Below are 20294 nucleotides of genomic sequence, written 5' to 3' on the forward strand. Positions count from 1 at the left end.
TTTTTTTTATTAGAACGGATAGCCAAAAGCAAAGTTCAGCACCGGTTTCAGCGGTTGCCATTTGCTGATCACCCAGCGGTCGCCAATTGGTCTGTTCGGGTCGTACACTTTATAAGCTGCGTCCAGACGTAGCGTGATATACGCCACATTGATGCGGACACCAACCCCGGTTCCAACGCCCATTTGCGACAGGAATTTATTAAATTTAAAAGCGTCGCCAAAGCCGTTGTCTTTCAAGCTCCAGATATTTCCAGCATCAACAAACGCGGCGCCTTCGAACATTTCGTTGAACGGCATACGATATTCCACATTGGTGGTCAGCTTCACATTGTCCATAATATAAGCACGGACTTTTTCGTCAAGCTGAGAATCCGCGGGACCTAAGCCGCCGAAAACACGCCATGCGCGAATGTCATTGGAGCCACCATTAAAGTAAGAACGCACAAACGGCATCGTATCAGAGTTCCCATACGGAATACCAACGCCAATAAACTGGCGCAGCGCCAAAGTATGTTTGTCATTAAAAAAAGTGAAATATTTACGGACATCAAAATCAAATTTCACAAACTGCGAGAACGGAATATTAAACGCTTTTTTTGTTGGTTCTGCAAGCACGCCATCTTCCTGTGGTTTTCTGGTGAAAAGCCCGAGCGCGTTTCCAGCCACTTCAAATTTCGCGTTCACGTAAAAAGGATTGTGTCTGTCTTTTTTACCGATTTCATTATAAATAAAATTATAAATCATCGACGAAATCAGGATATTTTGTGTCTGGCGGTCTTTATTTATTAAAGTCTGGCGGAAGGTGTTAAAATCATTCATCTGATCTTCAGAAAGACCAGTTTGAAATGCGGTATCATCAACAATGGTAGAAGAAAGTTCGTCTGAAGAAATTCGTCCTTCGGTAAAATCATTATAAAGTTGCGGCGAATAAAGCTGGAAAATTTCATTCCGAATCTCCGCATCGCGCGGAAAATAATCGTAATAACGGTCTTTGTTTCGGGTGAAACTTAACTGCGTGTTGAAAATTGAAAGCCGGTGAGATACAATATCGTTCACATTCGCAAAATAATTTAAACTTGCATTAAAACCAACTCTACCCAGACCGATATTGTTTTGAACGCTTGTCCCCAGAATTACAGACGAAGTAGGAGAGTAGCGTTTCGGAATAAGCTTCCAGGTTTTGAACGGCATTAATAATCGAGGAACATTTAACGCAGCCTGTGCGGAAACTTCGTATGCTAAAGCGCGCTTATCATTTTTTTTCGGGCTTACGACAGAGCCAAAAATCCCGGAAACACTGGTTGTAAGGTTTTCTGCGCCGCCAAAAACATTACGTGTCGTAAAATCCACGGACGGTGAAATACCGAAATTTAAAATCTGTGAATAATTAATATCTGTCGCAATTTTAAGATCAAACTTCGGCAGCGGCGCGAGATAATAGCTGACGTCCAGAACGCTGTCATTTTCTTTGCGCAAAATTTCATCATATTTTATCACGCTGAAATTGTTCATCGAAGCGATATTTCTTTTGGTAAGATCAAGATTTTTTTGGTCGTAAATCTCACCTTTTTTCAAGATTATCGGACGCCACAAGGACATGGTTTTGTATTGGTCATCGAGTTTGTAAAAATTGATGCCTAACAGGGAATCTTTTTCGGTATCTACGGTGTCTGCAACTTTTTCGAGCACGTGAACTTTGATATCACCGATCGTTGTAAGTTTGTAAGGAGAATCGGTGCTGTCTTTGTGGATATCCATAGTAAGCGGCACATTTTTTCTGCTTTGCAGGGTATCGGCAGTAAAATAAATCTCTTCGTTGGAATTATTGAATTTATAGTAGCCCGTGCTTTTCATTAAATCATTAATGCGCTTCACCTCATCCTCCAAAACTTCCTGATCTAAAATATTGTTGCCGCGCACCAAACTTTTTTCGAGGTTTTGCTCATAAATATTTTTAATCGCCGGATCGGGAATATTGTAATAATAATCGCTGATATAGGTAGGATCGCGGTGCGTGATGAGATAATTAACCTTTGCTTTCTTCGCTGCGGAATCCAAATCATGACTGAATTTCACATCGGTGTCCCAATAACCGCGGTAGACTAGATATTTTCGGATAGAATTTGCACTTTCTTCAGTTCTTCCCTGATCTAAAATTACCGGCGGCTGGCCAATATTATGCAGAAATCTTTCGAAAAAAAGACTTTTGCCTACATATTCCGGGTGATCGTATTTAATGAAAAGCGAGTCGCGAAGATCCTGGTCTCTCGCCTCCGCGGGATACGTCATATATTCGGTGAGAATGGAATCGTATTTCGGGTTGGCCGCGTTGTACATCCACAAACCTACAGGGAAAAGAAACAGCTGTTTTTTGTTTGGTTTTTGGCTGACGTGTGCAGCAATTTCATCTTTAAAAATTTTGCCGTCTTCAAAGATATATTTGTTTTTTACCAAAAGATATTCGCCGTCGGGAACTTTTTTCGTAGTGCTGCACGCATATAAAAAAAGCACGGTCATTGCAGATGCGGTAAATAAGTAATACTTTTGAAAATATTTTGCTAAATGCTTACGGCTCATAAAATAAAAGTTTTTCAATCACTCGATAAAAGGAAGTTCAGACAAAAATACAATTTGTTTTTGGTTGAAGGTAATAAAACCATTAAAGAAATACCGGCTTCAAAGTTCAAAATTCAGGAAATTTTCTCGCTGAATCCTGAAGATTTAAATTTGAAAAATGCAAAAATTTCACAAATAAATGCCGTAGAGCTCCGAAAAATTAGCTTTTTGCAAAACCCAAAAGATTCAGTTGCCGTTTGCGAAATTCCTGAAAGCAAACAACTTCCACAAAGTGGTGTTCAGCTGGTTTTAGACGGAATTCAGGATCCGGGAAATCTTGGTACAATCATCCGTTTGGCAGACTGGTTTGGTATTTCGCAAATCATCTGCAGTGAAGACACCGCCGATTTTTACAATCCGAAAGTTATACAGGCGAGTATGGGTTCTTTTCTACGTGTAAATATGGTTTATACCGATATTCAAAATTACCTTCAGCAAAGTATGGCGCCAGCAATCGGAACGGACATGGTGGGTGAAAATCTGTATGCCTGTGATTTTCCGGAAACCTTCAATCTCGTCCTTGGAAATGAAGGCAATGGAATTCGGGAAAAAACGGCCGAATTGCTCGGAAAAAATATTACAATTCCACGTTTCGGAACTTCACAATCAACCGAAAGTCTGAATGTTGCCATGTCAGCCGGCATCATTTTAGGCCACATATTCAGCAAAAAAAATTAGCCGTTAAACGACTATTTTTTTTCTAAATTAATTGTTCGAAGCTTGAAGTAGTTTGGGCTTTTTGGTATTCTTCCAGTTTTTCACGGATAAAACGCAACGCTATTGGTGCAATATAAATTAGTGCTAAACCGATTAATTTTTTCTTCCAGCTGGTGTCCTGTAAACTTTTTCTGGCGAAATTTCCGATAAAAGTCACAGCACCGATTTTCAGTGTGTTTTCAATTACGTTTACGGTAGCGTCACTATTGGCAATACCTGCAAAGGCGTTTTTACTGAAAACGTTTTCTTTCACGCTGTTGGAAATTTCCTTTACAATTTCGTTGGTTTTTATGCTTACAGAAGTGTCGCCATCTTCAGTGGGCACTTCTTGCAGAAATTTGTCTGTAAAACCGTGTGTTATTGCGCTTAGGCTTTCCTTGGTATTTTCGAAAGTCAGCAAATCCTGCAAATCATCAACTTCTTTTTTCAGAAGCTGTTTTTTTTGCCGAAGCTCTTCTAAACTGTTATATTTTGCGCTCATTTTTACGAATTTATTAATTTAACAATTTTATCTGCCACAGAATTGGTAATGGATTTTCGTGCCAAAAAGACCACAATTAATATTAATAAATATAAACCTGCCATTATGAGAATTCCGTAGGCGTAATTTCCCATCCAATAACCGATAAGCAAACCGAGACCAACGTTGAAAAGAATGATAAAAAATAAAAAAGCAATGGCTATGATGGAAAAAAATGCAATAGTCCCAACTGTTAATGAGGACTTTTCTGTAGCCTCCATTTTAATTAAATCTATTTTCTTGGAGACGAATTCTTTGATGATTTCTACCATAATATTTTTTTTAAAGTTACAAAAAAAGGAACTTAAAATAAAGTTCCTTTTTAATTTAGGAAGTGTTTGAAGATCAATTAAGATCTCATACCGCCTAATTCATTTTCTACATCTCCTACAACATCTTTAGTTGTATTAACAGCCTGGTCTTTATATTTGTCATAACCATCTTTTACCGAAGAAACTACCTTGTCAGTGGTTTCTTTAACCTGAGTTGAAATGTTGTCATATTGATTTTTAACTTTTCCGGAAACTTCGTCATAGCGTTCCATTGCTTTTTCCGAAACTTTGCCGTATTGATCAACTGCCTGGTCTTTCAATTCGTTGGCTTTGGTTTTAATTTTTCTTCTTGTTTCAGCACCTTCTTCCGGAGCGTAAAGCATACCTAATACAACACCTGCTGCTGCGCCAGCTAACAAACCTGCTAATACACTTGCTGAGTTACTACCTTTTTTCGACATTTTAGTTATTTTTTAATGTTAATAAATTTTACGTTAATGGCCTTTAAAACCATATACCCACAGGGTTGCAATTAATATACCAATCAAAAATGATGTCTCTTAAAATTTTGTTAAAATCCGGCAATATGGGAAAGTATCAGGTCAATCGTCTCTTTTTTGGTTAAATTGGTGTTGTCTATCACAATAGCATCGTTTGCTTTTTTCAGCGGCGCGACTTCTCTTTCGCTGTCAATTTTATCGCGTTCAATAAGGTTTTTTCTTACGGTTTCCTCATCGGTTTCAATGCCTAATTTCTGAAGTTCCAGAAACCTGCGTTTCGTGCGTTCATCGATGCTTGCGGTGAGAAAAAATTTATAATCTGCATTTGGTAAAATTATGGTCCCAATATCGCGGCCGTCCATAATTACGCCACCGTCCGCTGCAATTTTTCGTTGCTTTTCGAGCAAAAAATCCCGAACTTCCTTTTGGCGCGCGATTAAGCTTACCTGTTGGGAAACTTCATTAGTCCGGATTTCCTTCGAAATATCGGTGCCGTTTAATAAAACTGTCAACTCGTCTTCAACCTGTTTAAATTGTAAAGTAATCTCATGAAACCTTTGAAATAAATTTTCGAGGTTAATCTGGCCATTTTCTGAAATGCAGTTTTTAATCGCAAAATAGGTAATGCCACGGTAAAGTGCACCGGTATCCAAATGAACGATACCCAACTGGTGCGCTATTATTTTTGAAATGGAACTTTTGCCGGTGGAAGAGTAGCCGTCGATGGCAATTACAGGTTTTCTCATGCCGCAAATTTCCTTAATTAAATTGAAATTAAAAAATATATGTTTTTAAGGCGGAAAAAATAAGAAATGCAGCTTTTTACCTGCGGTTTCCGGCAACTTCTATCATGTCGAGCGTAATGCCGAGCATATTCATATTCGATGAATTATGGTAACGCACATGCGCATAATCAAATCTAAAACTCGAAATCTTGATGCCGAAGCCGGCAGAAAGTCCTGAGAAACTTCTTTGATCCATTACAGCCAGTTCATTCCCGCGTTTTACGTTATAGCCTAATCGAAGATTAAAAGCCTGCTGCGGAAAAAGTTCGGCGCCCAGCGAAAAATGGTCGGCAACTTTCCGACTCCAGTTTATTTCCTGCCCGTTGTTATTGTAATCCTGGGAAATATTGAGTTTTTGAAGGTCGTGTGCTGTAATCGTCAACGCGACCGGAAATTGATCTAAAATTTTGGTGTAGCCTAAATCCACGCGAAATGCAACATTTTCCCGTGTTCCGTTATAAGATTTAAACTGATAACCGAAATTTCTGAAAACCAAAGCCAAAGTTTCATTGCTTTGTTTGTTGTGATACGTAATTCCGGCGTTTGCAACTACCGCCATCGAGGTGTAATTATCGATTTTTGAAGTCACAAAATTCGCGCTTCCGCCAATAGTAAAATCTTCTTCAAACTGATAGGCGTAGGATAAACCGACGAGCGCATCCATCGCGGAAAAATTTCCGCTGATTTCCGCACTTTCGTCCGTACGCGGAATATCACCATAATTAATGTATCGCGCGGTAACACCAACCAAATGACCATATTCCATATCGCGGACATAGCTTAAAGTTCCGTATTGTGAACCCGCGAGGTAAGAAGAATAATTTACGGCCAACATTTGATCCTGCTCGAGATTCATCAAACCCGGATTCACCGCCGTAAAACCCACATCGAAATCACGTACCGAAACAGCATCACCACCCAAAGCTGCCTGTCTCGCGGAGACCGGAACATTTAGAAAAGGGTAGACATTCATGCCTTCCTGCGCCGGCAAAACACCTGCTAAAAAAATAAGGGTAAAAAGGAGGTTTTTTTTCAAAGGAGTAATTCTTCAACAAAAATAATTTATTTGGCTATTTTGCAAAAATAATCCTTTGTAAATATAAATGTATTAACGAGATTATTTGCTATTCCTTATATTTGCACCATTAAAAAGTAACAAAGCACTAAAAATGAAATACAACCGAATTCTACTTAAACTCAGTGGCGAAGCCCTTATGGGAAACCGACAGTACGGAATTGATAACGACCGTTTAAAAGAATATGCAGCCGAAATTAAAAAAGTAACCGATCTTGGTTGCCAGGTTGCAATTGTAATTGGCGGCGGTAATATTTTCCGCGGTTTAGCAGGCGCAGCTACCGGAATGGATAGAGTTCAGGGAGATTATATGGGGATGCTCGCCACCGTAATCAACGGTATGGCACTACAGGGCGCTTTGGAAGATGCCGGAATTTTCACCCGACTGCAAAGTGCGATTGAAATGGATAAAGTTGCCGAACCTTTCATTAAACGAAAAGCCGTGCGACATCTGGAAAAAGGGCGTGTAGTAATCTTCGGTGCCGGAACCGGAAACCCGTATTTTACCACCGATACTGCAGCAACTTTACGCGCAATTGAAATTGATGCGGAAGTGATTTTGAAAGGAACACGTGTTGATGGAATTTACGACAGCGACCCGGAAAAAAATGCTGATGCAGTGAAATTCAATAATTTGACTTACGATGAAGTTTTCGAAAAAGACCTGAAAGTAATGGATATGACCGCATTTACTTTGAGTCGCGAAAATAATTTGCCTATTATTGTGTTTGATATGAATAAAGCCGGAAATTTGCTGAAAGTCGTACAGGGCGAAAACGTCGGGACTTTGGTAAATTTGGAGCGAGTGGAATTGTAGACTCAGTATTACTTTAGAAATTAAAAAATAATGGAAGATTTAGAACTCATTGCCGACATGACCAAACAGGAAATGGATGCGGCACTTAAACATTTGGACCATGCATTTCAGAAAATCCGTGCGGGCCGTGCTTCTACAGCCATGGTACAGGACGTTATGGTAGAATATTACGGCGCACCAACACCGCTGAACCAGGTGGCGAACGTAATGGTACCGGACGCGATGACCATTTCTATCCAGCCGTGGGATAAAACTGCTCTTGGTCCGATTCAAAAAGCGATTGTAAACTCTAACCTCGGATTTGCGCCGTCTAATAATGGTGAAAATATTATTTTAAATGTTCCGCCTTTGACGGAAGAGCGCCGCCGTGAATTGGCAAAACAGGCTAAAGCTGAAGCTGAAGCAACCAAAATTACCGTAAGAAACGCGCGCCAGGAAGGCATGAAAGATTTGCGAAAACTGGAAGGTGTTTCCGAAGATTTAATTAAAAATGAAGAAGCCAAAATTCAGGAGCTTACTGATAAATACGTGAAAATGTGTGATGATTCTTTGAAAGTAAAAGAAGCTGAAATCATGAAGGTTTAATGAAAACCGAATATATTTTAAAGCCGTTTCAAGTTTGAAGCGGCTTTTTCTGCTTTCTGCTAAAATGAAAAAAAATGCTGTTTTAGCGGCTATTTTTCTGCGAAACTGAAAATAGCGCCGAGCTTGATTTTAGAATAACCGTTGGATTTTATTTTTGAAGCATTAATCATCGCCTGCGCTAACGTTTTTGTTGGTAAAGGTTTCTGGCTTTTCAGCAAACCCAGAGAATTGAAAAATTTCACCGTTTTAGCGCCCAAAATTTCCGCCGGTCTTTCAGAATTTTTCCGGTCCAGCATTCCCGGTTGAAAAATTGTAAGTTTTTCAAAATGCAGATCTTTAATTTTCTGCTCCAATTCGCCTTTCATGCGCGAATAGAAAATGTTTGATTTTGCATTTGCGCCATACGACGAGATCAAAATAAAATCTTCAACGCCGTTTTCTTTTGCATTCTTAGCGAAATTATATTGGTAATCCACATCGATTTTATACTGATTTTCTTTGCTTCCGGCCGCTTTTAAAGTAGTGCCAAGACAGGAAAAAGCAACGTCACCTTTAATTAAATTCTTCCATTCTTCCGGCTGATCAAAATTTACAACGTGTATTTTCACCTTGTCGGAATTTAAATCAACATCTTTCCGCACGAAAAGATGAACTTCGGAAAAGCTGTTGTCTTCTATTAAAAGCTGAACCAAATCTTTACCCGTAGCGCCGGTCGCGCCGATTACCAATGCTTTCATAATTTTAATTAAATAGTGCGTGGAAAAATTTCCCCTTAAATATACTAATTTTGTTAAAAAGCCGAAAATGGATGTTACCGAAATTTTAAGTCACTGCCAAACCAAAAAAGGTGTTGAAGAAACTTTTCCGTTTGGTCCGGAAGCGCTGGTTTTAAAAGTTGGCGGTAAAATGTTTATGCTGATTGCTTTGGAAAGTCAACCTTTAACAATTTCTGTAAAGACACATCCGGAATGGAGCGCTGAACTCCGCGAAAAACATCCACAAATTGCGGGCGCTTATCACATGAACAAAACGCATTGGAATTCCGTGGTGTGCGAAGGTTTGAAAAAGGAATTGATTTTAGAAATGATTGATCATTCTTATGACTTGGTATTTTCTTCGTTGACGAAAAACCAAAAAAATGCAGTAAATAAAAGCTGATTTTTTTAACCGAAAAAATTACCGCTTAAAACGGCAAATTTTTTAATTTTTCTAAATCAGGGTTTCAGCTGCGTAGAAATCTTCGGTCCGCTTTTTATCGTCGTCGAGTTTTTCGATGAGTTTTTCCAGACTTTCAAATTTTATTTCGTCGTGAAGAAATTCGCGGAAAGCAACTGTAATTTCTTTGCCATAAATATCTTCATCGAAATCCAGAATATAAACTTCCACCGTTTTTTCGGTTCCACCAACGGTAGGATTTGTGCCAATGCTCAACATTCCTTTATATTGCTCGCCGTTTAGAAAAACATCGGTAATATAAGCGCCTTTTTTCGGTAATAATTTCAGGCTTTCAACATCAATATTTGCGGTTGGATAACCAATAGTTCTGCCGATTTTTTTACCGTGAACCACTTTTCCGGACACCGAATAATGATAGCCCAACATCAGATTTGCTTCGGCAATATCGCCTTCGAGTAGCGCATTTCGAACTTTCGTCGAAGAAATATGTTTGTTATGAACATTCACAACTTCCATTTTTTCCACTTCAAATCCAAGCTCCGGTGCTAATTTTTCGAGCAGTTCGTAATTCCCGCTTCTGTCTTTACCAAAAACGTGGTCGTAACCGACAATCAAATGTTTAATTTGAAGTTTTTCCACCAAAACCTTCCGAACAAATTCTTCACCGGTAAGATTTCGAAAATCCTGATCAAATTCCTTCAAAAAAAGATTTTCAATGCCGAAATTTTTAAGAAGTGTAGTTTTTTCGTCAAGCGTGTTGAGTAGTTTTAAATCATCTTCCGGATTAAAAATAAGGCGCGGATGCGGCCAAAAGGTGAGAATTCCGCTCTCCAGGTTTTTTGCTTTTGCCACCGCTTTCAGCTGGTTGATAATGCTTTGGTGGCCGCGGTGCACGCCATCAAACATACCGATGGAAAGTGCTAAAAAAGATTGGAAAGACGAAGGCTCGAAATTTTCGTGTATTTTCACCTGAAGTTCATTAAGAATGAAAGAAATTACCTGCTAAAAGCAGCAATTTTTACTTTGTGCAAATATGACAAAAATCTTCTTTTAAACCAATTGCAAATTTGGGAAGTTTCATTATATTTGCACACACGAAAAAAATCAGCAATGGCAAACCAAATTAAAGGAAAAATTTCTCAAATTATTGGCCCGGTAATCGACGTATTATTTACTGATGCGGCAGAACTTCCTAGCATTTATGATGCTTTGGAAATTACAAAAACCGACGGTACTAAAGTAATACTTGAGGTAGAACAACATATCGGTGAAGATTCTGTAAGATGTATCGCAATGGATGCGACCGACGGTCTGCAGAGAGGTCAGGAAGTAATTTCCCACGGCCGACAAATCACAATGCCAATTGGCGATGCCGTTTATGGGCGTTTGTTTAATGTAGTTGGTGATGCTATCGACGGTATTCAGCAGGTTTCTAAAGAAAACGGTTTGCCGATTCACAGAGAAGCTCCAAAGTTTGACCAGTTAACCACTTCAGCAGAAGTACTTTTCACCGGAATTAAAGTTATCGATTTGGTAGAACCATATTCTAAAGGTGGTAAAATTGGTTTGTTCGGTGGTGCAGGTGTTGGTAAAACAGTATTGATCCAGGAATTAATTAATAATATTGCGAAAGGTCACGGTGGACTTTCGGTTTTCGCCGGTGTAGGTGAAAGAACCCGTGAAGGAAACGACCTTTTGAGAGAGATGCTGGAATCAGGCATTATTAAATACGGTGACGAATTTATGCACTCCATGGAAAACGGCGGTTGGAATTTATCAACTATCGATCTGGAGCAAATGAAAGATTCTAAATGTACTTTCGTTTTCGGCCAGATGAACGAGCCACCTGGAGCAAGAGCACGTGTTGCTTTGTCCGGTCTTACAATCGCAGAATATTTCCGTGATGGTGATGGACAAGGTCAGGGTAGAGACGTCTTGTTCTTCGTTGATAACATTTTCCGTTTTACACAAGCTGGTTCTGAGGTTTCTGCACTTTTAGGACGTATGCCGTCTGCGGTAGGTTACCAACCAACTTTGGCTTCAGAAATGGGTGCGATGCAGGAACGTATTACATCAACTAAAAACGGTTCAATTACTTCAGTTCAGGCGATTTACGTACCTGCGGATGATTTAACGGATCCGGCGCCGGCAACAACTTTTGCCCACCTTGATGCAACTACGGTATTGGACAGAAAAATTGCTTCATTAGGTATTTACCCAGCGGTTGATCCATTGGCTTCAACTTCCCGTATTTTGACTCCGGAAATCTTAGGTGACGATCACTATGACTGTGCACAGAGAGTTAAAGAAATTCTTCAGAAATACAAAGCTTTGCAGGATATCATCGCGATTCTTGGTATGGAAGAACTTTCCGAAGAAGATAAATTATCTGTATACCGTGCCAGAAAAGTTCAGCGTTTCTTATCTCAGCCTTTCCACGTTGCAGAACAGTTTACCGGTCTGAAAGGAGTTTTGGTTGATATTAAAGACACCATCAAAGGATTTAATATGATCATTGACGGTGAGTTAGATCATTTACCTGAAGCTGCTTTTAATCTTAAAGGTACCATTGAAGAAGCGATTGAAGCAGGTGAGAAAATGTTGGCGGAAAACGCGTAATTAGAAATATAGAATAAAGAAAAAAGAGGCAAGACATTCTCAATCTTTTTTCTTTTCTCTTTACTCTTTAATCTGAGAAATAATGAACATCAAAATATTAACTCCGGAATTCGTAGTTTTTGAAGGCGAAGTGAAATCGGTTTTACTTCCGGGTAAAAGCGGTGAATTTCATATCATGAAAGATCACGCGGCGATTGTTGCTTCCCTGAACGGTGGTAAAGTTAAAGTGTTTACCAACGACATTCCAGAGCAATTTGCGAATCATTTCACGCGCGAAAACGAGAAAGAAAGCGTGTTTTCTTTTCCGATTAAAAGCGGAGTGATAGAATACAGCAATAATAAAGGAATTATTTTGGCAGAATAATTTGCCGATAGACAATCTAAAAATCTCGTTCTGAAAAGAGCGGGATTTTTTTGTTTTAAAAGATATAAAAAATCTAAAATTTGGGCAAAATTGGGCCGAATTTTACACCGGTTAACAGCGTAATTTTGCACCAACAGGGCAGAACTATTATGAAAAAGTTCTATTTATCGAAATTACTTTTCAATCTCATAAAGTCTTATGAGATAGCAAAAGAACAGGATAAATTAGTGGAAACAGAAGAGTCACCAAATTTATTTCGTCCAAGACCTTTCGACGCTCTTACAGATAGTATGTTAGATATTGATCAAGTACTGAAGGATTGCGAAAACTACGTAAACCAATATGTTACCATAGTTCAAAACAAGGAAGAAAGTGCTGATATGAATGATTTTGCAGAATATTCAACCTTGCTTGGAAACGGGCGTGAACTCGCGAAAAATTTAAAAATAGCAAAAAGTAAAAACAAACTATCTCCCAACCAGGTGAAAAAATTGCAACAAATCCAAGCTAAATTAGCTGAAGCTATGGATAAGAAATGTAATTAAATTTTTTTGCTCTTCATTACCAATTTAGCTCAAACATTCTATAATTTAAAGTCGCAAAACAGTATTATTTAGTTACCGAAAGAACAAAAGCCGACAAAATTCCCAACGTAATTCCAATCTTTTGGTAGTGGCTTAAGCTTTCCTTGTGATAAAACTTCGAAATAAGCAAACCCAGGACAGGCTCGATCAATCCGATAATTGCGAAGAGTATTATACTCATATTCGAAAGCGCAAAATTCAGACAAAATGTGCCTAAAGTGCCCAGAAAAATCAAAAGTCCGATTTCTCTTTTTGTGGTTGGTGTTATATTTTTAAAATCAATTTTGGTGGGATTCACCAAAAATAAAATACAACTCAGCGTACACACCGTAAATTCCAAAACAGCGCAGAAAAGCACCGGACCAAGTTTATCGATAAAAGGCACGTAAAAATAAGCGGTTGACCAGAATATTTTTGCCAAAACGGTGTAAAGCAAACCTTTCGATAAAAGCGATGTTTTTTTCGTTCTGCCGGACATTTCAATAAGCGAAACGCCGATGAGGACCACGATGCACAGAAAAACCTTCAATGCAGAAATTTCTTCTCCATAAAAAAAATATCCTGCCGCAACGCCAATGATTAAGCCGATTTTCCCAAAACCAATCGTGTTGGAAATCTGCGTGTGTTTCATAGATTGCAGAAAGAAGAAAAGGCCAAAATAATTTACAGCGCAGATTCCTGCAGTTTGCACCAAATCTACCCACGTAAATTGAGTTGTCGGAATAATCTGAAGACCAGTCAGCACAAAATAACTAACTAAAAAAATCAGAAAACAGCACAAACTACGGATAATAATCAGCGGTAATGTTCCCAATTCATTACGCGGATTTTTCCAAAGTACATTTGTGGTCCCGTAGCTGATGTGGCCGAGAATTGTAATTAGAATGGCTAACACTGAAATCTATTTAAAAAAGTGTACTGCGTTTTTGCAATCAGAAAATCAAATCTTAGCTTTAAATCTTCACGCTTTGGAAAAAGATGCTTACCCAGGCGATAATATTGCAGCTCGAAATAAATTTTACAGTCGAAAGGAAAATTTTTACCATCATTAATGTCGATGGGCAAACTCTCAAATATTGTTACAGCGTCGCCTCTTTTACCAAGATAGAAAAGCGTGATTGCGCGCGTTATTTTATACAGAAAAATATTTGCCTGTAAATGCGGATTTTCTTCCGCAAATTCGCTCAGTTGCTTTTCCGTGGGAATCTCCTTAAAACACGCATCCGCGTCCTCATAGCGTTCTATAGCATTCAGCGCACTGCTTACATAGGTCCGGAAAATAAGCTGTTCTGCAAATAAAATTCCGCCATTTTCAGGCAAATTTTTTAATTCATAACTGGCGCTGATTTGGTCACCGGTGCTTTTTTGTTCCTGCAAAAACATATAAAAATATTTTGCAATGGTATATCTGGCTTCCGGAAAAGCCATATATACATCGCTTTCTTTCCGCATCTTGACGACCTGCAGCTCAATTTTTTTCATTAAATCAGCCGCGTCCTCCAGGTTCAGTTTTTCCGACATAAACCTGCCATAAAAAACAAAAGAATATGCAAAAACTTTTATGTGCGCATCTTTCGTGATTTTTACAAGTTTCAGTAAAGCATCCTGATATTCTTTTTGCGCCGCTTTTTCGTAAAAAGGATGCCAGGCAAGCACGTATTCCAGCGCCTCCTCATTGTCCGCGAATCGTTTGATGAATTCCTGCAGATTTTTTGGATTTGAAAGGATTTTTTCAGCAAAATAGAAGTTCGCCTTTTGGAAAATTCGGTCGTTTAAACGCGTTCCTTCACCTTTTACCAGACCATAATAAATATCAAGCAATTCGAAATCCAGTGAAACTTCGCCATTTTGAAAATTATCACAAAAATCCTGAAAATCCCGGTAACCTAATCTTGCAGAAATTAAATTGAGCGTTGATAGCCGCAACTGGCTGCTGTTCTTTATTTTACCTAAAAACCGCCGTAAAGAATTCTTTGAAACACCAATATTGCTGGCAAGATTTTCCAACCCTTTTGTGGTTGAAATATTGCTGAAATATACTTTTTCAAACTCCTTGCGCAAGCTATTGATCATGTTGCAAATTAGTATATTTTATAATAATACTGCAACTATTTTGGGCAAATTTGGGCAAAAATTCTCATCATATAAGCCCTTATCTTTGTCACATCTAAAAAACACACTACTATATACCTAGAAAATCCCGCTACACAAATAGCGGGGTTTTTGTATTTAAGGAATTCGGAAAAATTTGCCGCTAAAACGGCATATTTTTTAAAAATTCCTAAAGGTTTAAAATTACACCGTTTTCTTTTAGTTGCTGCAGCGGTTTTGAAAACCAGAACAATTCAAAATTTTCAAAGTGTTCTTCGAAATTATTTTTTAGCTGCTGTAAAGTGATTTTTTTCGGATTTTCTGTGGAGTTTTCTTCGAAGATTTTTAGCAGCCATTGGGCTTTATTTTTTTCCAAATCTATTTTTACAATATTGGTTTTCAGGTGAAAAGTAAGTCTTGTAAAAGCTGTGGTATTTCCTTTTTTTGTTTTTTCAAAGTCTTCAGCGAGCACATTTTTCACCAGAAAAACGAGTTTTGAATTTCCTTTAAAGGCAAAATTTTCTTCTTCCAAAAGACAGTCATGAATATAATCTGGATGAATGGTGGTCTTGGGAGTTTTAAAATCAAACCATTCTTTCAGCGGCAAATCGAAGTTAATGCCGTGCATATAATTGAACAGCGATTTCTTTAAACCAAAACTGAATTTATTGTGATCAATTCCAGACTCGTCGATAAAATACACATCATTATGCGCAAAGTGAATTTCTTTTTTTACCGGCTGTACGCCGTATTTTTCTGGATTTTGCCCGATCGGTGAATGCGCAGTCAGCGAAAACTGATGCCAGAAACCGCTTTGCACAATTCCCATTTCAAAAAGCTGTCTCACCATTTCCAGAGAATCGATGGTTTCCTGCTCGGTCTGCGTCGGAAAACCGTACATCAAATAGGAGTGTACCATCACGCCAGCTTCGGTGAAATTTCTGGTAACTTTCGCCACCTGATCTACCGAAACGCCTTTGTCGATGAGTTTCAGCAAACGGTCACCCGCAACTTCCAAACCGCCGGAAACGGCAACTAAACCTGACATTCTGAGTAAAAAGCATAAATCTTTACTGAAGCTTTTTTCAAACCGAATATTGGTCCACCAAGTGACGACCAAATTCCGGCGTAAAATTTCCAGCGCAACTTCACGCATCAAAGCCGGCGGCGCAGCTTCATCCACGAAGTGGAAACCAGTTTCGCCGGTTTGTAAGATAAGTTCTTCCATGCGATCGACGAGAATTTTTGCTGCAACCGGCTCGTAAAGTTTCACGTAATCCAGTGAAATATCGCAGAAAGTACATTTTCCCCAATAGCAGCCGTGCGCCATCGTCAGCTTGTTCCAGCGGCCGTCGCTCCAAAGGCTGTGCATGGGATTTGCAATTTCAATGACGGAAATATATTTATCCAGAAACAAATCGCTGTAATCCGGCGTACCGATAAACGCCTGGCGGTAATCGTTTTTTAAAGTATTATTTTTATAAGTTACCGTACCATTTTCTAAAACAAATGTTCTTTTAAACTCGCTTTCGGAAGTGCTTTTGTTTGCAATAACATTTTCATAAACCAGTTCAAGCGGTAATTCGCCATCGTCCAAAGTGATGAAATCAAAAAATTCAAAAACGCGCGGATCTTTCAATTCACGCAATTCGGTGTTCGGAAAACCGCCGCCCATTACAATTTTAATGTTTGGATAGTTTGCTTTGATGAACTGCGCGCATTTAAAAGCGGAATATAAATTCCCCGGAAAAGGCACGGAAAAACAGACCAGTTTAGGCTGAAAAATCTGCACTTTAAGCGCCAATAATTTTAAAGTAAAATCGTCGGTGAAAGTTTGTGGCGAATTTAATTTTAAATAAAGCTCGTCGAAAGAATTCGCACTTTGCCCGATGCGTTCCGCATATCTGCTGAAACCGAAATCCGCATCGATATTGTCAACGATATAATCTGAAATATCTTCCAGATACAAAGTCGCCAAATGTTTTGCTTTATCCTGCAAGCCCATATTTCCGAAGGCAAATTCCATATCGTCGAGCTGATTGAAACGTGAGCCTTCCGGTAAAAAATTCATGGTGCAGATTTGCCGCGCCAAAGTCGGGTTATGGTTTTGAAGAAAAAGCACGACCTGATCGATGGTTTTAATGTATTCTTCACGAAGTGAAAAAATTCGCCGCGAATTGGCCGAAATTTTATTTAAATCAATTTCTTTCGCAAAGATTTTTTTGAGGCCATTATTAGAAAAAATTTCCAAAATCACTTCAATTCCCAAATCCACCTGATGGCTGCTGATATTTTTGGTATTCAAAAACCCTTTGATATAAGCGGTCGCCGGATATGGCGTGTTCAATTGGGTAAATGGGGGAGTGATGAGGAGAAGATCTTTCAAGCGTTTTCTTTTTGCAAATTTATTTTAATTCTTTGGAATTCGGGCAATTGGCGCAAAACCAAAAAAAACCGCTTTTTAGCGGCTTTTTTTATCTTTTAATTTTACAAGTCGAAATCCCCGGCAGCTTCGGGTTGATATAAAACTTCATCGATGACGATTTTAGTCATTCCGGAAGGAATTAACCAGTCGATTTCATCACCAACACGATAACCGATCAGTGCTGACGCTACGGCAGAAAAAATGGAAATTTTCTTTTGTTTTAAATCGGCGTCCGCCGGATACACCAACTGAAATTCCATATTGGTTTTGTTATTCTGAAAGTGAATTTTCACAATAGAATTCATGGTCACCACATCTTTATCAATGTTTTCCTGATCAACAATTTTCGCTGATTTCAGTTCCGACAAAAGTTTTTCCGCTTCTTCTTTTTTAATGCTGTTGCGTGCTTTCGCTTCTGTAATCGAGCGGTTAATTCTATTATAATCCTGCTTGGTAATTATTACTTGTTTCATAATTAATGAGTTTTTTTGTAAAAAAAACCGCCTGAATTTTTCAAGCGGTTTATATAGAAATAAATCTGAAAAATTCTTAGCTGCTTTTGAACTGAAGGTTTTGCTCTTCCAATAATTTTTGCTCTTCTTTTTTGTAAAAACCGGAAACTAATTTTTCGTGAATTGCTTCGAACGCTGCCAAAGTTTCATTGATTTCAGAATCGGTGTGAGAAGCGGTTGGAATTAAACGCAACAAAATCATTCCCTTCGGAATTACCGGATAAATTACAACTGAGGTAAAAATACCGAAGTTTTCTCTTAAATCACGTGAAAGCAAAGTTGCTTCAACGGTAGAACCTTCCATCATCACTGGCGTTACACAGGTATTGGAATTTCCTAAGTTGAAACCTCTTTCTTTTAAGCCGTTTTGTAATTTGTGCACATTTTCCCAAAGTTTCGCTTTGATTTCCGGTCTTGAACGAAGCAGTTCCAGTCTCTTCAGACCACCGATAACCATTGGCATCGTTAAAGATTTTGCGAAAACCTGTGACCGCAAATTATATTTTAAAATTCTGATGATGTCTGCATCCGCCGCGATAAACGCCCCGAAACCAGCCATTGATTTCGCAAAAGTTGAAAAATATACATCAATCTGATCCTGGCAACCTTGCTCTTCACCTGCGCCTGCGCCGGTTTTTCCTAAAGTTCCGAAACCGTGCGCATCATCCACCAAAAGACGGAAATTAAATTTGCTCTTTAAATCACAAATTTCTTTGATTTTTCCCTGCATGCCGCGCATTCCGAAAACACCTTCGGTAATTACCAAAATTCCGCCGCCCTGTTCTTCAGCAACTTTGGTTGCTCTAACGAGGTTTTTTTCTAAACTGGCGATATCGTTATGTTTGTACGTAAAGCTTTTCCCCATGTGAAGTCGCACACCATCCACAATACAGGCGTGAGAATCGGAATCGTAAACAATAACATCATGACGGCCAACCAATGCATCGATGGTGGAAACCATTCCCTGGTAACCGAAATTTAAAAGGTAAGCAGCTTCTTTGTCTACAAATTCTGCCAGTTCTCTTTCTAACTGCTGGTGCTGTTCAGTCTCACCGGACATTGCGCGCGCGCCCATCGGGTAAAACATTCCGTATTCTGCGGCAGCTTTTGCGTCGGCTTCTAAAACTTCCGGATGGTTGCAAAGTCCTAAATAATCGTTTGCACTCCAGAAAATAACTTCACGTCCCTGAAATCTCATTCGCGGGCCGATAGGACCTTCTAATTTTGGAAATACAAAGTAACCTTCTGCATAGTCCGCAAACTGGCCCAAAGGACCCGGATTTTCTCTAAGACGCTGGAAAATATCTGTCATTATTTTATATAATTTTTAAAGTATCAAAGTTAATTAAATTAAAGTAAAAAAACCTTCTGTACAACGACAAAAAGGTTTTGTAATCTTGCTATGCACAGGATAATTTATTTAATAATTTCAGTTTTGTACACTTCGTCGTAATTGTGTACGCAATTATTAACAAATCCCTGTTCCGCCATCCATTCATCACTGTAAACTTTTGTGATATATCGTGAACCGTGATCCGGAAAAATTGCCACGATCAGGTCGGTATTTTTGAAAGGATGCGAATTGGCGTACTGCAAAAGTCCTTGTGTCACAGCTCCGGATGTATAGCCGCCCATAATTGCTTCTTTCAAAGCGATTTCACGTGTTCGGTACGCGGACATTTCGTCGTTAACGCGAACAAATTCATCAACTTTATCAAAAAGCAAAGCTCCTGGAATTAAATTTTTTCCCATTCCTTCGATCTGGTACGGATGAATATCTTCCTTATGAATCTCGCCGGTTTCATGAAAACTTTTTAAAATAGAGCCTGAAGCATCAACACCTATGATTTTAATATTCGGATTTTTTTCTTTCAAAAATTTTGCTGAGCCCGAAAGTGTTCCGCCGGTTCCGGTGCAAGCGAAGAGATGTGTAATTTTACCTTCCGTCTGTTCCCAGATTTCTGGTCCGGTGGTGCGGTAATGCGCATCAATATTCAGCTCGTTGAAATATTGGTTGATATAGATGGAATTTGGTGTTTCCGCCGAAATTCTTTTTGCAACTTCATAATAGGAGCGTGGATCATCTGCAGCCACATTCGCTGGGCAAATATAAACCGTAGCGCCCAAAGCTTTTAAATAAGCAATTTTTTCCTTTTTCGTTTTATCGCTTACGGCTAAAATACATTTATAGCCTTTGATGATACAAACCATCGCGATAGAAAATCCGGTGTTACCCGACGTGGTTTCCACGACGGTAGAACCGGGTTGTAAGAGCCCTTTTTTCTCCGCTGCTTCAATAATGTGAAAGGCAATTCTGTCTTTGGTAGAATGCCCCGGGTTATATGACTCCAGTTTCGCATAAACAGTCGCCGGAATATCCTTTGTAACCTCGTTCAGTTTTACCAAAGGAGTGTTACCGATTAAACCCAGAATATTATCGTAAACATTAGTCATGGTACTTCTTTTTTCTCTATAAAATCGATTGCAAAAATACTAAAAATTTAATAACTTAACAATTTCTGTCCAAGTTTGTCACAACCTGGCAGTGTAAAATCCCATATCCTTAAATCTAATTAGCTATAATTAAGTACGTCACAAAAACTAATCGCAGGTTTAAATTTTGTTAAAAAGATTAG

The 20294-nt window shown here is 38.8% G+C and carries 21 protein-coding genes; 7 read left to right on the forward strand and 14 right to left on the reverse strand.

Going from position 1 to position 20294, the window contains the following annotated elements; translation table 11 throughout:
- Window positions 1-9: 9 nt before the first annotated feature.
- Window positions 10-2577 (reverse strand): translocation and assembly module lipoprotein TamL, encoded by a 2568-nt coding sequence (gene tamL, locus OA84_RS07865; protein WP_039344478.1) that lies wholly within the window; start codon window positions 2575-2577, stop codon window positions 10-12.
- Here tamL and OA84_RS07870 point away from each other — a divergent pair.
- Window positions 2563-3294: a TrmH family RNA methyltransferase gene (locus OA84_RS07870; RefSeq protein WP_039344480.1), complete on the forward strand. Its 732-nt coding sequence runs from the start codon at window positions 2563-2565 to the stop codon at window positions 3292-3294. The two genes, tamL and OA84_RS07870, sit on opposite strands and share 15 nt — an antisense overlap.
- Before the next feature lie 22 nt (window positions 3295-3316).
- Here the strand turns inward: OA84_RS07870 and OA84_RS07875 are convergent, their stop codons facing one another.
- The 5 genes from OA84_RS07875 to porQ form a co-directional block, all read right to left on the reverse strand.
- The gene (locus OA84_RS07875) at window positions 3317-3814 is read right to left on the reverse strand and encodes a hypothetical protein (protein WP_039344482.1); all 498 of its coding nucleotides are present in this window, start codon (window positions 3812-3814) and stop codon (window positions 3317-3319) included.
- A gap of 2 nt (window positions 3815-3816) precedes the next feature.
- A complete protein-coding gene (locus OA84_RS07880; protein WP_039344484.1) occupies window positions 3817-4125 on the reverse strand; it encodes a phage holin family protein in 309 nt (102 codons plus the stop codon).
- A gap of 77 nt (window positions 4126-4202) precedes the next feature.
- Entirely contained in the window at window positions 4203-4586 is a 384-nt protein-coding gene (locus tag OA84_RS07885) for a YtxH domain-containing protein (RefSeq protein WP_039344487.1), read from the reverse strand.
- A 110-nt stretch (window positions 4587-4696) separates the two neighbouring features.
- Window positions 4697-5371: a (d)CMP kinase gene (gene cmk, locus OA84_RS07890; RefSeq protein WP_039344489.1), complete on the reverse strand. Its 675-nt coding sequence runs from the start codon at window positions 5369-5371 to the stop codon at window positions 4697-4699.
- Between the two features lie 76 nt (window positions 5372-5447).
- Window positions 5448-6446, reverse strand: a complete 999-nt coding sequence (porQ, locus tag OA84_RS07895) for a type IX secretion system protein PorQ (RefSeq protein WP_039344492.1) — start codon at window positions 6444-6446, stop codon at window positions 5448-5450.
- Between the two features lie 133 nt (window positions 6447-6579).
- On the opposite strand from porQ, the gene pyrH reads away from it, so the two are divergent.
- Entirely contained in the window at window positions 6580-7302 is a 723-nt protein-coding gene (pyrH, locus tag OA84_RS07900; protein WP_039344495.1) for a UMP kinase, read from the forward strand.
- Between the two features lie 30 nt (window positions 7303-7332).
- On the forward strand, window positions 7333-7887 hold the full coding sequence (gene frr, locus OA84_RS07905) for a ribosome recycling factor (RefSeq protein WP_039344498.1): 555 nt from the start codon (window positions 7333-7335) through the stop codon (window positions 7885-7887).
- A gap of 89 nt (window positions 7888-7976) precedes the next feature.
- On the opposite strand, the gene OA84_RS07910 is transcribed toward frr, so the two are convergent.
- Window positions 7977-8624 carry an NAD(P)H-binding protein gene (locus tag OA84_RS07910; RefSeq protein WP_039344501.1) on the reverse strand — a complete coding sequence of 216 codons (648 nt, stop codon included), beginning with the start codon at window positions 8622-8624 and terminating at the stop codon, window positions 7977-7979.
- A 67-nt stretch (window positions 8625-8691) separates the two neighbouring features.
- Between OA84_RS07910 and OA84_RS07915 the strand changes: the two genes are divergently transcribed.
- The gene (locus tag OA84_RS07915) at window positions 8692-9045 is read left to right on the forward strand and encodes an MmcQ/YjbR family DNA-binding protein (RefSeq protein WP_039345895.1); all 354 of its coding nucleotides are present in this window, start codon (window positions 8692-8694) and stop codon (window positions 9043-9045) included.
- 51 nt (window positions 9046-9096) lie between these two features.
- Here the strand turns inward: OA84_RS07915 and OA84_RS07920 are convergent, their stop codons facing one another.
- On the reverse strand, window positions 9097-10032 hold the full coding sequence (locus tag OA84_RS07920) for a bifunctional riboflavin kinase/FAD synthetase (protein ID WP_039344503.1): 936 nt from the start codon (window positions 10030-10032) through the stop codon (window positions 9097-9099).
- Between the two features lie 141 nt (window positions 10033-10173).
- On the opposite strand from OA84_RS07920, the gene atpD reads away from it, so the two are divergent.
- From atpD to OA84_RS07935, 3 genes are all read left to right on the forward strand, one after another.
- Entirely contained in the window at window positions 10174-11682 is a 1509-nt protein-coding gene (gene atpD / locus OA84_RS07925; RefSeq protein ID WP_039345898.1) for a F0F1 ATP synthase subunit beta, read from the forward strand.
- Window positions 11683-11764: 82 nt separating this feature from the next.
- Window positions 11765-12046 carry a FoF1 ATP synthase subunit delta/epsilon gene (locus OA84_RS07930; protein WP_039344505.1) on the forward strand — a complete coding sequence of 94 codons (282 nt, stop codon included), beginning with the start codon at window positions 11765-11767 and terminating at the stop codon, window positions 12044-12046.
- A gap of 80 nt (window positions 12047-12126) precedes the next feature.
- Window positions 12127-12591, forward strand: a complete 465-nt coding sequence (locus tag OA84_RS07935; RefSeq protein ID WP_156965053.1) for a hypothetical protein — start codon at window positions 12127-12129, stop codon at window positions 12589-12591.
- A gap of 64 nt (window positions 12592-12655) precedes the next feature.
- On the opposite strand, the gene OA84_RS07940 is transcribed toward OA84_RS07935, so the two are convergent.
- The 6 genes from OA84_RS07940 to OA84_RS07965 all read right to left on the reverse strand — a co-directional run bounded on the left by OA84_RS07940 (window position 12656) and on the right by OA84_RS07965 (window position 20112).
- On the reverse strand, window positions 12656-13525 hold the full coding sequence (locus OA84_RS07940; RefSeq protein ID WP_039344510.1) for a DMT family transporter: 870 nt from the start codon (window positions 13523-13525) through the stop codon (window positions 12656-12658).
- On the reverse strand, window positions 13519-14703 hold the full coding sequence (locus OA84_RS07945; RefSeq protein ID WP_039344513.1) for a hypothetical protein: 1185 nt from the start codon (window positions 14701-14703) through the stop codon (window positions 13519-13521). Before OA84_RS07945 ends, OA84_RS07940 begins: the two co-directional genes overlap by 7 nt.
- Window positions 14704-14911: 208 nt before the next feature.
- Window positions 14912-17107 (reverse strand): B12-binding domain-containing radical SAM protein, encoded by a 2196-nt coding sequence (locus OA84_RS07950; protein ID WP_039344516.1) that lies wholly within the window; start codon window positions 17105-17107, stop codon window positions 14912-14914.
- A 101-nt stretch (window positions 17108-17208) separates the two neighbouring features.
- Entirely contained in the window at window positions 17209-17619 is a 411-nt protein-coding gene (gene rnk, locus OA84_RS07955; protein WP_039344519.1) for a nucleoside diphosphate kinase regulator, read from the reverse strand.
- A 76-nt stretch (window positions 17620-17695) separates the two neighbouring features.
- The gene (locus OA84_RS07960; RefSeq protein ID WP_039344522.1) at window positions 17696-18970 is read right to left on the reverse strand and encodes an aminotransferase class I/II-fold pyridoxal phosphate-dependent enzyme; all 1275 of its coding nucleotides are present in this window, start codon (window positions 18968-18970) and stop codon (window positions 17696-17698) included.
- A 104-nt stretch (window positions 18971-19074) separates the two neighbouring features.
- Entirely contained in the window at window positions 19075-20112 is a 1038-nt protein-coding gene (locus OA84_RS07965) for a PLP-dependent cysteine synthase family protein (protein ID WP_039344525.1), read from the reverse strand.
- Window positions 20113-20294: the final 182 nt, after the last annotated feature.

Origin of the sequence: Kaistella solincola, assembly GCF_000812875.1 — a bacterium.
Lineage (GTDB): Bacteria > Bacteroidota > Bacteroidia > Flavobacteriales > Weeksellaceae > Kaistella > Kaistella solincola.

Bases quoted from the DNA above. Each gene is read 5' to 3' on its own strand.
- OA84_RS07870 (WP_039344480.1), top strand. From the start codon at position 2,563: ATGCTTACGGCTCATAAAATAAAAGTTTTTCAATCACTCGATAAAAGG.
- tamL (WP_039344478.1), bottom strand. From the start codon at position 2,577: ATGAGCCGTAAGCATTTAGCAAAATATTTTCAAAAGTATTACTTATTT.
- OA84_RS07875 (WP_039344482.1), bottom strand. From the start codon at position 3,814: ATGAGCGCAAAATATAACAGTTTAGAAGAGCTTCGGCAAAAAAAACAG.
- OA84_RS07880 (WP_039344484.1), bottom strand. From the start codon at position 4,125: ATGGTAGAAATCATCAAAGAATTCGTCTCCAAGAAAATAGATTTAATT.
- OA84_RS07885 (WP_039344487.1), bottom strand. From the start codon at position 4,586: ATGTCGAAAAAAGGTAGTAACTCAGCAAGTGTATTAGCAGGTTTGTTA.
- cmk (WP_039344489.1), bottom strand. From the start codon at position 5,371: ATGAGAAAACCTGTAATTGCCATCGACGGCTACTCTTCCACCGGCAAA.
- pyrH (WP_039344495.1), top strand. From the start codon at position 6,580: ATGAAATACAACCGAATTCTACTTAAACTCAGTGGCGAAGCCCTTATG.
- frr (WP_039344498.1), top strand. From the start codon at position 7,333: ATGGAAGATTTAGAACTCATTGCCGACATGACCAAACAGGAAATGGAT.
- OA84_RS07910 (WP_039344501.1), bottom strand. From the start codon at position 8,624: ATGAAAGCATTGGTAATCGGCGCGACCGGCGCTACGGGTAAAGATTTG.
- OA84_RS07915 (WP_039345895.1), top strand. From the start codon at position 8,692: ATGGATGTTACCGAAATTTTAAGTCACTGCCAAACCAAAAAAGGTGTT.
- atpD (WP_039345898.1), top strand. From the start codon at position 10,174: ATGGCAAACCAAATTAAAGGAAAAATTTCTCAAATTATTGGCCCGGTA.
- OA84_RS07930 (WP_039344505.1), top strand. From the start codon at position 11,765: ATGAACATCAAAATATTAACTCCGGAATTCGTAGTTTTTGAAGGCGAA.
- OA84_RS07945 (WP_039344513.1), bottom strand. From the start codon at position 14,703: ATGATCAATAGCTTGCGCAAGGAGTTTGAAAAAGTATATTTCAGCAAT.
- rnk (WP_039344519.1), bottom strand. From the start codon at position 17,619: ATGAAACAAGTAATAATTACCAAGCAGGATTATAATAGAATTAACCGC.
- OA84_RS07960 (WP_039344522.1), bottom strand. From the start codon at position 18,970: ATGACAGATATTTTCCAGCGTCTTAGAGAAAATCCGGGTCCTTTGGGC.
- OA84_RS07965 (WP_039344525.1), bottom strand. From the start codon at position 20,112: ATGACTAATGTTTACGATAATATTCTGGGTTTAATCGGTAACACTCCT.